Genomic DNA, 12,678 nt, shown 5'->3' with positions numbered 1-12,678 from the left:
CAACCCCCGACCACAATAGTTCAACCTAGAGGTGATGTATGGAACAAATCGGAGGTATCATCATCGCCATTCTCGTAACCGGGTTGCTCGGTCTCATCGGATGGGCAGCTTGGCGCTATTGGCGCGAACAGATCAACATTTCACCCGAAGATGAAATGCTGACCCGCGAAATAGCCGAACTCAATGATCGGCAAGCGAATCGTATAAGTGATCGGCGCCTCCGTTCCGGCATTGACCCCGACGAAGCATGGCAGATTATGGTCCAACGCGGTCAACGCAACAGAGTATCACGACGTCGGTGATGGTAATCTGAGGGCATTCTGTAGCGATTCACGGCCGTGGGTCCAGACTACACATGCGCGGGGGCCTGATTACCGGCTTCTTCGGCGGCCCGCCGTACATTCACAAACAACAATATAATAAATCCACCAATGAAAAAGATGATCAGTGACACAATCGCTATGCGGTAACTTGCCGTGAACTGATAGGCAAGACCGAAAAGAAGCGGAGCTAACCAGCTTGTACCGCGCTCACCAACTTCATACAAGCTAAAGTACTCTGCTTCTTGCCCATCGGGAATCATAAGTGAGAAGATTGACCGACTGATTGCTTGGCTCCCGCCTAAAACTACTGCAATCGCCGCTCCCAATGCTACAAATTGCAGGTCATCATTGGCAGGCATCACGTAGGCATAAGCGACCACAGCCGTCCAAATGACGAGACTGCCCAGTAAGACACGTTTCGATCCTAAACGGCTTGCCAACGAACCAAAGGCTAATGCCCCGACAAACGCCACAAATTGTACCATGAGAATGGTAGCAATGCGCGTTGTTTCGCCAATACCCAACTCTTCCGCACCAAACTGTGCTGCCAAGGCGATCACTGCCTGTATCCCATCGTTGTAGAGCAAATACGCAGCTAAAAATAGTAAAGTTTGTGGATAATTCCGCATCTGACGTAACGTGTGGGCCAGTTGCCGAAACCCTATTGTCAGGTAATGTTCACCGGGGGGCAAACGACGAACTGCCCCACGATTACGGAGGGTTATCATCGGAATAAGTGTAAAAATCGCCCACCACATTCCTGCCGAGACAAGGCTAATCCGAACAGCCATGCTGCTCTCAACCCCAAGCGACTCGGCATTGAGAAAGAAAGCGAGATTTGCTGCCAATAGTAACCCACCCCCCAAATAGCCTAATGCCCATCCCTGCGACGAAACTGCATCACGCCGGTCAGGACTGGCAATGTCGGGGAGAAATGCGTTGTAAAAAACAACCGACGCACCAAAGGAAACATTCGCAATGAGAAAGAGAATCCCCCCCAGCAGGTAGTTATTGCCGTTGAGAAAGTAGAGGCCTATCGTTGCAAACGCACCAACATAGGCAAAAATGGCTAACATCTGCTTGCGGGCATTGGAATAATCGGCAATCGCACCGAGGACGGGTAAGAAGAAGACCTGCAACAATACTGAAAGCGAGACCACGTAGGGAAAAAACGATCCGGCTGCAACCGGAATACCGAACGGATAGACAAAACCGTTGGCATCCGCTGCATTTCTTGCCACCGCGGTTAGGTATGGCCCTAAAAAAACGGTAACGACCGTTGTGGAAAATGCCGAATTCGCCCAATCGTAGAAATACCAGCCGATCTGTTCACGCCGGTTATCGATTACGGCCGTCAATGTTGTCATGAATACACCTTCACCTTGCCACGTCACGCCCAACCCATAGGCTTACCGGCCTCACTGCCCTGTTCCCGATATTCGTGCTAATGCCTTGTGTGACGGTAGCATTGTACCATATAGCCCCGTAGTAAAAACAACAGCGGCAGTCATTGACTGCCGCTGACGCACTCCGCAGTGTATTGATGATGACTACCTCTCAATCTCGCTACTCATAAACTGGTACAATATCACCGCCAAGGCCACGACCACATCCCGTTGCAGAGCACTTGTATCCATACGTTTCAGCTCCAACTGGCAATACAGATCGTCAAGATATTTGCGAACTGAGGTCAAACTGAGTCGCGTCTGTTCAGCAATTTGCTTTGGTGTATAGTGTATCAGTTGTGCAACTCTGTACAGGCGCGGTGATAACTCGGCAATGCGCTGTGAGACTTGGCAAACAACCTCGCGTAGCTCTGGGTCCAGCGATTCGATGAATCGCTGGACACGTTGCATGGTTTTTCTCCTTTGTAGTTGCGATGATGCCTATCCCAAGGAAGGAGTTAACATGCACAACGTATTATCTCGGAATAGTTGTTCTCCTTTGTAGTTGCGATGATACCTATACGTTTGGCGTTTATTTTAGGATAGTATTTACATATTTTTACCTGATCTGCTATCAAGTCTAGCGTAACAAATGCACGATGGATAATCAAGGAAAAAATTTTTCCTTGTGAGAGCAACCAAGTGCATTCACGTGCAGTACCTCCGCCAACGGAGACAAAGTGGTTGGAAGAATGAACGAAGCAATATCCACAGCCGATGTCGGCCCAATGCCCTTATACTTCAGAAACATATCGCCGGCCTTGCCCATATGTACTTGGCTGTGCCCCTACGCTGCCGGTAACCAAAACCAAAACCGCGAGCCCCTATCGACCTCGCTCTCGACCCCAATCTGACCACCGTGTAAGGAGATGAGTCGCTCGGCAATCGCCAATCCCAAGCCACTCCCACCTTTTGCCCGACTACGACTATGGTCAGCCCGGTAGAAACGTTCAAAGACATGCGGCATATCTTCCGGAGCAATTCCACTACCGGTATCCGTTACACTGACCAAGACACCTTGCTCGTGAGCCGTGCTCGTGACCGTAATGTGCCCGCCTGCCGGTGTATACCGCAACGCATTGCTCAACAGATTCCGTACCACCTGTGCAATCCGTTCGTCATCAGCCATGACCAGCGGTATCTCAGGGACCAGCGCCACCTGCAAATCCACCCCCTGCACCTTTGCCAACTCGCGAAAGAGCGTAGCTTCGCGAGCCAACAGTTGATTGAGATCAAGCGGCTGGCAATGGAGGGTTAGTTGACCGGTATCTGCCAAAGATAATTCACGGAGATCGTCAACCAATCGGCGTAACCCAACGGTTGCTTCATAAATCTTCCCTACCTCTTCCCGACTTAACGGATACACATCATCGAGAATCGCACGTAGGTTCCCTTGGATGACCGTCAGCGGTGTGCGCAATTCGTGGGCAATATCGGCTATCATCTGCCGTCGTTGCTGGTTCGCCACGACCAATTCAGATGCCATCGCATTAAATACCTCTGCGACGCGCCTGATCTCTATCGGCCCCTCTACAACGGCCCGCGCGGTTAAGTGACCGTGACGTAGCTTGTCAACCGCTTGTGCAAGGTGCTGCAATGGCCGTATTAGCTGACGGGCAATGGCGATCCCGATCACAGCACCGGTCAGGGCCACTATCCCACCGGTGATCCAGATAAGTTCACGCAAGCGTTGCAGAAAAAGATCGGCTGCACGCGGCAATCGATTGCCCGCTGCCTGCACCACGAGGTAGCCAACCACTTGCCGATCAACGAGTATCGGTAGTGCGGCACGACGTTCGGTCGCATTCAGCGACTCGCCGACAATCGAATATGGATCGGCAACCACCCGACCGGTAGTGTCGGCCAATGCTAACAATGGGCGTTGGGCACCACCTTGACCATACCCGCCCCCCATACCACCCACCGACAACAACCGCTCAGCACCATCCCAACTGCCGTGCTGGGCATACCAGATCGCCAGTCGATCACTCAGTCCGCTCTCGGCAATCTGATTCTGGACCAGATACCGCCGAAAGCTACTATCGGCCAATCGGTCAATCGCTATCGCAAGAATACTTGTGACTACCAAAATGAGGGCGGCAAAGGCCACACTGAGTTGGATAACTAACCGATTCATACCGTTTCATACCGTGCGCAAACGATAACCGACCCCGTACACCGTCTCAATCACCGGCGCCGCGGGATCGTGTTCGAGCTTCTTCCGCAGATTCTTGATATGACTGTCTATCGTGCGCTCCAGCCCAGTTGCAGCATAACCTAACCCCTGTTCGAGCAGCTCAGCCCGCGTAAAAGCGTGTCCCGGATAGCGCATAAACAGGCTAAGCAGCGCAAACTCCGTAGGAGTCAACTCAAGTTCGTTACCACCTAGCCATGCCTGATGCCCATCGAGATCGAGCACGAGACTACCCTGCTCTAACCGATTACGCACCGTGCCACCACTTACACGTCGTAAAACGGCTTTCACCCGTGCCACCACTTCACGCGGATTAAACGGCTTGACAATGTAGTCGTCGGCCCCTAACTCTAGGCCGACAATACGGTCGGTATCATCGACACGGGCAGTGAGCATGATGATCGGGAGGCTCGCTGTAGCGGGATCAGACCGCAGCGAACGGGCTATTTCAAACCCATCTTCGTCCGGCAACATCAGATCGAGAATGACCAGATCGGGTCGTTCTCGACGGATGAGGCGACGCGCAGTCGCTCCATCGTATGCGCTCTCAACCCGAAAACCGGCTTGTTCGAGGTATGAGCGAACCAACCGCACAATACCGGGATCATCGTCAACCACCAACACAAAAGCCATAGCTCCTCCTGGTAGAGCATAGCAACAAACAAGCGTATGAACGAATGGCTACGATTGCCATTCGTTTCATTTACCTCAGTTGTTGACCTGTGATCGTACCGGCGACGTACTGGGCCGCAAACCACCCGGACCAAGTGGCGTGAAGGGTTGCATCAGTCGCGCTACTGTCATCGATTTGGCAATCGCGAGTTGCGCATCAGCTTGCGCTTGAGTAATTCGTCCGGCAGCAACGGCAGCGCTTAACCGCTCAGCACGACTTGCTACAAAGGTATCGACCACCGTCTGCGGATCGATCCCTACTGCCTTCAACTCATCGGCAATCGAACTACCATTGGTCATCAGACGTGCGACCAGCTCTTGTTGCGAGATCCCGAGCTGATTCGCAGCCACACCGATCAACGAGGTGTTCGTTATAACTCGGCCACCGTGACCGCCAATCACTGAATTGCCGTCTTGACCCGGTTGCATCCGCCCGCCACGCCCACCTTGCCCGGTACCATACGTACCCGGCGCCGGCACCGGAGTGGGTGATGGCCCAAACGGCCCCTGTGCAAAAGCCGGCATCACCACCATAAACACGATCATCGTTGCAAGTGCCCCCGCTACTGCTGCCATCACCAGACTTACTATGCGTTTCATGATGTCCCTCCTTGTATTATCTTGCTACGCTCGTGTCAGTCATCTTCTTCTGACACTTTCACTGTAGCAAGCACTTGTGGAGGACTGATGGAGAAGCCACGGATGAGTCGTCGAACTATGCGCACAAAGAAGGGCCGGTGCTATGGTATCATACCAAGCGAATCGTTTACCTGATCCGACCGTTTGAAATCTAAGGAGTAGTAGTCGCTATGACGCGTTTAAGTGAAGCCGAAATCACTGAGCACCTGGCCCAACGCCCTGATTGGAGCCTCGAACATAATAACGAGATCGTCCGCACCTTCCGCCTCGCCAACTTCCCGGCAGCAATTGCCTTCGTGACCCACGTCGCTTTTCTGGCCGAAGCTGCCGGCCATCATCCCGACATCGACATTCGTTACAACCGCGTGCGAATTGCCTTGACGACACACGACGCCGGCGGGTTGACCGAAAAGGATTTTGCGCTCGCTGCGGCAATTGACGAGATTCTCGGCTAATGCCATCGATCACAACCACAGCCGGTGATCTGTTTGTGATGCGACGTGGTACCGCCGGGCCGCCGTTAATTTGTATTCACGGCGCCGGCGGCAGTGCCCGGCATTGGGGGCTTTTGCTCGAACCGCTCGCCGCCGTCGCTCAAGTCTATGCGGTGGATTTACCCGGCCATGGTCGCTCGCCGCGGATTAATGAAGCGTCAATTACTACCTACACGCAGGTTATTGCCGCATTGCACACTGCCCTCGCCTTACCACCGGCAATTGTCGTCGGACACTCGATGGGCGGTGCCATTGCCCTCCAACTCGCCATTGAGCAACCACAGCTCGTAGCCGGTTTAGGGTTGGTGAGTAGTGCGGCCCGTCTGCGTGTTGCCCCGGCGCTGCTGGCCGGGCTGGCCGGTGATGCTCAATCCCGCCATGAAGCTATGACAATGCTGGTCACCTGGCTCTTTAGTCCCTATGCCGATCCGGCACTTCGCGCCGAAGCTGCCGATGAATACGCTACCCTCGACCCAACCGTTCTACTGGCCGATCTCCAGGCCTGTGATGGGTTTGATGTACGTTCTAAGATCGCGGCCATCCGCTGCCCGGCCCTCGTCGTTACCGGCAGCGAAGATCGACTGACACCACCGAAGCTTGGTGCCGAATTGGCAGCCGGTTTGGGGGTTGCCCATCAGATCCTCGATGGGGTTGGTCATATGCCAATGCGTGAAGCGCCGGAACGACTCGGTCAACTCTTAAGCACATTCGTTGCAACGTTTGCCTAAGCGCGCCGGCTCGCTTAGAATGAAAACAGAGTCAGCGCCAACGCAATAGACAGGAGGCGGTCATGGAGTTCCAGCTTACTGAAGATCAGATCATGCTCCGGGATATGGTGCGCCAGTTTGCCGAGAAAGAGGCGAAACCGACGGTCGCTGAACGTGATGAACACGCAATTTGGCCGACCGATTTGGTGAAAAAGATGGGTGAACTCGGCCTCATGGGCGTGGCAGTAAGTGAAGAGTATGGCGGCGCCGGCATGGATTATGTCTCGTATGCGATTGTGATCGAGGAGCTATCGCGGGTCGATGCCTCGCTCGGTGTGATCGCCTCAGTTAATAATTCGCTTGTCTGCTACGGGATCGAGAAGTTCGGTACCGAAGAGCAAAAGCGTGAGCTGCTGACCCCGCTGGCCAGTGGCCGTATGCTGGGTGCCTTTTCACTCAGTGAACCGGGTGCCGGCTCCGACGCGGCTGCGCAGCGTACAACCGCCGTGCGCGATGGTGATTACTATATCATCAATGGTGTCAAGAATTGGGTAACTAACGGCGACCACGCCGATACCATTATTCTGATGGCGATGACCGATCCGAGCAAAGGGACAAAGGGGATTACCGCCTTTCTCGTCGATACCCACGCTCCCGGTTGTCGTGTAGTGAAGGTCGAAAATAAACTAGGTATTCGCAGTGCGCACAGTTGTCAGATGGCCTACGACGATTATCGGCTACCGGCGTGGCGACGACTCGGCGAAGAGGGCCAAGGCTTTAAGATCGCCATGACGATCCTCAACGCCGGTCGTATCGGGATCGCAGCACAGGCGGTCGGTATTGCCCAAGGCGCGTATGAAGCGGCTCTCGCCTACAGTAAGGTGCGCGAGCAGTTCGGTAAGCCGATCCACGAGTTCCAAGCCGTTGGCTTTACACTGGCCGATATGGCGACCCGCATCAAAGCCGCGCGCTTGCTTACGTATGAAGCCGCTTGGCGTAAAGATAAGGGCCTCGATTTCATCAAAGATGCCTCGATGGCCAAGCTGTTCGCTTCGGAGACGGCAATGTGGGTGGCGACGAAAGCCGTCCAATTACACGGTTCTAACGGTTACTCGAAAGAGTATCCGGTCGAACGCTTCTTCCGTGATGCCAAGATTACCGAGATCTACGAGGGGACTAGCGAGATTCAACGTCTGGTGATTAGTCGCGAAATCGTGCGCTGATCACACGAATGGAGAACGTTTAGCAAACGCAACGGTGCGAAACGTAAGCATGTTCGCGGGAAGAACCGGCTTACGACTTTGCGCCGTTGTGTTTAATTCTGTCTCGATATGCGTCTGATCCTTATCCGACACGGCGAAACACCGTGGAATCGAACCTTACAGTATCAGGGCCATGCGCCCATCCCGCTCAACGAGCGTGGTCGTGAGCAGGCCCGACGTGTTGCCTACCGACTGGCCCGGAGTGGGGCAGTCGCAATCTACAGTAGCGATCTCCCACGTGCATGGGAAACGGCGGAGATCATCGGCGAACACCTCCGGCTTCGCCCCGTCGCGATGTCTGAGTGGCGTGAAATTGATGTTGGTTTGTGGGAAGGGCTGACACCCGAAGAACTGTATCAGCGCTTCCCCGACCATATGTGGGAATATGACCGTGATCCGGCGCGCACGGTGCGGCTCGGTGGTGAGAGTTACGCCCAATTGCAAGCAAGGGTGCTACGCGCATTTCAACAGATCGAGTCTGCCCATCAATCCGGTGAAACGATTATCGTGGTGTCTCATGGCGGCTCGATCCGGGCCTTGATGTGCCACATTATCGGCCTCGACCTTGCCAATTTTGGAAAACTCTGGCTCGACAATGGCTCGTTGAGCGAAATCGTCCGCGGGCGAAGTGGCTGGCGGCTGTTACGGATGAACGATGTCGCCCACCTTGAAGATTTGGTGGTAGAAGGCGGCGAGTGAAACCATGAGCGGACGAACTACTGCTGGAGAACACGATCTGTTGTCGGCAAACATTCGAGCATTGGGCGATATGCTGGGTCGGGTTATCACCGAGCAAAGCGGCGCCGCAACGTTTGAACTGGTCGAACGGGTGCGCTTGATGGCAAAAGAACTACGCAACGGCGCTCCACCATCGGGTACGCACGTGTTGCAAGACCTCATTGCCGGGCTGAGCTTACCCCAATTGCGCAACTTGGTCAAAGCGTTTACCCTGTATTTCGGGTTGGTCAATCTGGCCGAAGGTGTTGAACAATTGCGTGTCCTGCGCAGTCGCGACCTCCGTAATGCACCGGCCCCTCGCGCCGAGAGTATTGCGGATGCGATTGAGCTGCTGAAACGCCACGGAGTGCCGGCTGCCGCGATCCAAGAGTGGATCGACCAGGCCCTGATTATGCCGGTATTTACCGCTCACCCTACCGAATCACGCCGACGAACCATCCTGATCAAATTACGCCGGATTTTTGATACGTTGATTGATTTGACCTTTGGTGAACGGTTGGTTCTCCCATCGGATCGTCAATCAGCACTCACTCGTATCGAACGCGAGACGGTTGGTCTGTGGCAGTCCGATGATGTACGCAATCGCCGACCATCGGTCCTTGATGAAGTTGAAAACGGTCTGTTCTATTTTCAAACCGTACTTTGGGATTTGATCCCGGAGATTTATCGCGAAACTGCCAACGCACTGGCAACAGCATATCCCGACCACCGATGGCAACTACCACCGTTCTTACGATTCGGGAGCTGGATGGGTGGCGACCGTGATGGTAATCCTTTCGTGACGCCTGAAGTGACGGTTGAAACGGTGCGTTTGATGCGTAGCGCGATGTTGCGCTATCTGATTAACGGTATTGATCGCTTGATCACCGATCTGAGTCAGTCGGTACAGCAAGTGCCGGTCGATCAGGCCATATTTGACCGGATCGCTGAATATCACGAGCTGATGCCAGACGCGGCCGCTACGCTTAACCCCCACTACCGCTGCGAACCGTACCGGCAATTATGTCACTTTATTCAGGCCCGGCTCCAAAACACTCTCCATCACACACTTAGTCATACGCCGCGCTGGGGGGCCGATCCACCACCGCCACGCCTGCCAACGATCTACTATCACAGTCGTGAACTACTCGTCGATCTTGATCTGATCGATACCAGCCTTCGTCGTCACGGCGGGGCTATCATTGCCGACGGTCTACTGCGCGATCTACGTACAAACGTGGCCGTATGTCGGCTCCACACTGCAACCCTCGACGTGCGCCAACACGCAAGCCGCCATACCGAAGCACTCACCGAGATCCTTGCCGGCGCCGGTGTGGTCGCCAACTACGCTGCACTTGATGAATGTGAGCGCGTTGCTGTGTTGAGCACCGAGATCCGCCGGCCCCGCCCGCTTACTCCGAGCCGACTCGGTCATTTCAGTCCAGCTACCGCCGAGACGGTACAGACATTTCGGATGCTGGCGGCTATTAGCGAGCAACTCGATCCCGAAATCTTCCAGACCTATATCATTTCAACCACCAGCCAGGTGAGTGATCTGCTGGCCGTCTTGCTCTTTTGCCGCGATGCCGGTCTGTACCAACCCGACCAGTACAGCCGGTTGGATATCGTACCGCTGTTCGAGACAGGCGAAGATTTGCAACGTGCCCCATTAATCCTCGATGAGCTACTCCAGTTGCCGGTCTACCGTGAGCATTTGGCATTGCGCGATAATCTGCAAGAGGTGATGCTCGGTTATTCCGATAGTAACAAAGAGGGTGGTTTTTTGGCTGCCAATTGGGCACTGTATCGCGCTCAAATCGAGTTGAATACCGTGACTGAACGCCACGGTGTTCGCCTCCGCTTCTTCCACGGGCGTGGTGGCGCGGTTGGTCGCGGTGGTGGACCGGCGGGTCAGGCAATCCTCGCTCAACCTCCCGGTACGCTCCACGGTCAGATTAAGGTTACCAATCAAGGTGAAGTCATCTCCGATCGCTATCTCGATCCGCGTACCGCTCATCGCCACCTCGAACAGGTGGTGAATGCAGTGTTGCGCGCTGGCTTCCCCGGTATCGCCCGATCACCGGAACCGGCTTGGCTGGAGGCAATGGAACAGATGGCGCACACGGCGCGAACCGTGTATCGCCGGTTAGTGTACGAAGACCCTGATTTTCTGACCTATTTCCGCAATGCTACGCCGGTCGCCGAGTTGAGTCGCCTGCGGATCGGCTCACGTCCGGTCTCACGCCGTAAAAGTGACCGGATCGAAGACCTCCGCGCTATTCCGTGGGTCTTTAGCTGGATGCAAACCCGCCATACTCTGCCGGGTTGGTTTGGGCTGGGGAGTGCGCTGAGCGAGTTCGTCGCCGCCGACCCGCACCATCTTTACGTGCTGCGGGCAATGTACCGACACTGGCCCTTCTTTACTACCCTGCTCGATAATGCGCAGATGATCCTGCTCAAAGCCGATATGAGCATCGCACGCAGTTATGCCGGTCTTGTTCCCGATCAGGAGTTGGCTGCGCGGATTTTTGAACAGATCGAAGCCGAATATCGGCGTACCGAACGCATGATCTGCCAAATTACCGAGCGTCAAGAATTGCTCGCACACCAACCGGTGCTGCAACGAGCCATTCGACGGCGTAATCCCTATATCGATCCGCTCAGCTATATTCAGATCGAGCTGCTCCGCCGAATCCGTAACGCACCACCGGAAGATCAGGATGAAATAGAGACGGTACTGCTGATGTCGATTAACGGCATTGCAGCCGGTTTGAAGAACACAGGCTAATGCGTACTCAACGACTCGATACATCGCCACAGTCTATCGCCGTGGCGGCCGAATTGCTTCGGCACGGTGAATTAGTGGCATTTCCAACCGAGACTGTTTACGGGTTGGGTGGTCATGCGCTCGATCAAGCCGCCGTAGCGGCGATCTTTGCTGCTAAAGGCCGTCCGACCAGCGATCCGTTAATCGTCCATCTCGCTACCGCCGCAGACCTACCACGTGTCGCGGTCGACATCCCACCGTTAGCAACCGAGCTGGCAACACACTTCTGGCCTGGTCCACTCACCCTGATTGTGCCGCGCCATCCGCACGTACCGCGCACAGTTACCGCCGGACGTGAGACGGTTGCCGTGCGGGTGCCTTCTCATCCGATTGCCCACGCTCTGCTGGTCGCCGCTGGTGTGCCGGTTGCAGCACCGAGTGCTAATCGCTTCGGTCACACAAGCCCGACTACCGCCGATCACGTCCTCGCCGATCTCGACGGGCGTATTGCGGCGATTATCGATGGTGGTCCCACACCCATCGGTATCGAGTCGACCGTTCTCGATTGCACCACCAATCCGCCGACACTGCTCCGTCCGGGTGGGATTAGTTTGGAAGCATTGACTGCGATGGCCGGACCTATCCAAACCTATCACCGCACTACGGACAGGAGCGAAACAGGTTTAGTCTCACCTGGGCTTCTCGACCGCCACTACGCGCCCGACCACGAACTATGGTTGTTCAGTGGGCCACCGACGGCAGTGCTCCACCGGTTGCGCAGTGAAGCCGAAACAGCACTTGCTGCCGGTCTACGGATCGGTCTCTTGTTACCGGCTGAAGACCTCGTTTTGTTTGATGATCTCCCGGTTGAGATGGAATCGCTGGGGCCGGTGACCGAGCCAGAAACGATGGCTCAACGACTCTACGCGGCCCTGCGCGCTCTTGATGCTCGTCACCCAGATCGGATACTTACCCGCGATCTCGACGAATCTGGTCTTGGTCGGGCCATATGTGACCGTTTGCGCCGAGCAGCGGCGCGGTTGGTTATTGTCTGAGGTTCGGACATGAGGTAGGATACCCAAGTTAAAAGTGAGGAGCCTTACGTTTAAAGGAGTCTCCTAATGTGATACGCCCAGTTTTGCAACGTCGCTGCAATGCCCACATTACCGCCGACATCGCGCGCGTACCCCAAGCCTACACAATGGCGAATGGGGAGGCCAGAACGACGGCAAGACGCGGGGGGTTGGGCGCTAGTGATAGCCACCCCTCCTCATCCACGACAATAGTCACCTGACCGTGGCATAGCGCACGCCATTGCCTTACCTGTCATGTCGTGTGCCGCGCATCATCCCCTTCCCGGTCATATCTCGTTCCGCGCCCAATCCCCTTCCCGGTCATATCTCGTTCCGCGCCATCCACTCACCTGTCATGTCGAGCGAAGCGAGACATCTTCAACAA

11 protein-coding genes are annotated in these 12,678 nt (G+C 55.1%); 7 read left to right on the top strand and 4 right to left on the bottom strand.

The annotated features are described in order from the left end of the window. Positions 1-38 precede the first annotated feature (38 nt). A complete protein-coding gene (locus AC01ZF_RS09280) occupies positions 39-302 on the top strand; it encodes a hypothetical protein (protein WP_424677117.1) in 264 nt (87 codons plus the stop codon). Positions 303-349: 47 nt separating this feature from the next. Here AC01ZF_RS09280 and AC01ZF_RS09275 read toward each other — a convergent pair whose 3' ends face one another. The 4 genes from AC01ZF_RS09275 to AC01ZF_RS09260 all read right to left on the bottom strand — a co-directional run bounded on the left by AC01ZF_RS09275 (position 350) and on the right by AC01ZF_RS09260 (position 5,234). Then, positions 350-1,690 (bottom strand): MFS transporter, encoded by a 1,341-nt coding sequence (locus tag AC01ZF_RS09275; RefSeq protein ID WP_424677116.1) that lies wholly within the window; start codon positions 1,688-1,690, stop codon positions 350-352. Between the two features lie 865 nt (positions 1,691-2,555). Next, the gene (locus tag AC01ZF_RS09270; protein ID WP_424677115.1) at positions 2,556-3,905 is read right to left on the bottom strand and encodes a sensor histidine kinase; all 1,350 of its coding nucleotides are present in this window, start codon (positions 3,903-3,905) and stop codon (positions 2,556-2,558) included. Positions 3,906-3,911: 6 nt separating this feature from the next. Further along, positions 3,912-4,595, bottom strand: a complete 684-nt coding sequence (locus AC01ZF_RS09265; protein ID WP_424677114.1) for a response regulator transcription factor — start codon at positions 4,593-4,595, stop codon at positions 3,912-3,914. Between the two features lie 75 nt (positions 4,596-4,670). After that, on the bottom strand, positions 4,671-5,234 hold the full coding sequence (locus tag AC01ZF_RS09260; RefSeq protein WP_424677113.1) for a hypothetical protein: 564 nt from the start codon (positions 5,232-5,234) through the stop codon (positions 4,671-4,673). Between the two features lie 209 nt (positions 5,235-5,443). Here AC01ZF_RS09260 and AC01ZF_RS09255 point away from each other — a divergent pair, with 209 nt between their 5' ends. From AC01ZF_RS09255 to AC01ZF_RS09230, 6 genes are all read left to right on the top strand, one after another. After that, a complete protein-coding gene (locus AC01ZF_RS09255) occupies positions 5,444-5,728 on the top strand; it encodes a 4a-hydroxytetrahydrobiopterin dehydratase (protein WP_424677112.1) in 285 nt (94 codons plus the stop codon). Further along, the gene (locus tag AC01ZF_RS09250) at positions 5,728-6,495 is read left to right on the top strand and encodes an alpha/beta fold hydrolase (RefSeq protein ID WP_424677111.1); all 768 of its coding nucleotides are present in this window, start codon (positions 5,728-5,730) and stop codon (positions 6,493-6,495) included. The genes AC01ZF_RS09255 and AC01ZF_RS09250 overlap by 1 nt, the downstream gene beginning before the upstream one ends. 62 nt (positions 6,496-6,557) lie before the next feature. After that, the gene (locus tag AC01ZF_RS09245; protein WP_424677110.1) at positions 6,558-7,697 is read left to right on the top strand and encodes an acyl-CoA dehydrogenase; all 1,140 of its coding nucleotides are present in this window, start codon (positions 6,558-6,560) and stop codon (positions 7,695-7,697) included. A 108-nt stretch (positions 7,698-7,805) separates the two neighbouring features. Beyond that, complete coding sequence (locus AC01ZF_RS09240) at positions 7,806-8,435, top strand: histidine phosphatase family protein (RefSeq protein ID WP_424677109.1); 630 nt, start codon at positions 7,806-7,808, stop codon at positions 8,433-8,435. A gap of 4 nt (positions 8,436-8,439) precedes the next feature. Then, positions 8,440-11,241, top strand: coding sequence for a phosphoenolpyruvate carboxylase (gene ppc / locus AC01ZF_RS09235; protein ID WP_476575309.1), 2,802 nt, complete (start codon positions 8,440-8,442; stop codon positions 11,239-11,241). Further along, the gene (locus AC01ZF_RS09230) at positions 11,241-12,275 is read left to right on the top strand and encodes an L-threonylcarbamoyladenylate synthase (RefSeq protein WP_424677107.1); all 1,035 of its coding nucleotides are present in this window, start codon (positions 11,241-11,243) and stop codon (positions 12,273-12,275) included. The genes ppc and AC01ZF_RS09230 overlap by 1 nt, the downstream gene beginning before the upstream one ends. Positions 12,276-12,678: the final 403 nt, after the last annotated feature.

It is taken from the genome of Chloroflexus sp. (genome assembly GCF_056331925.1).
The sequence above is the reverse complement of the archived record's forward strand: the minus strand, read 5'-3'. Positions and strand labels throughout refer to the sequence as shown.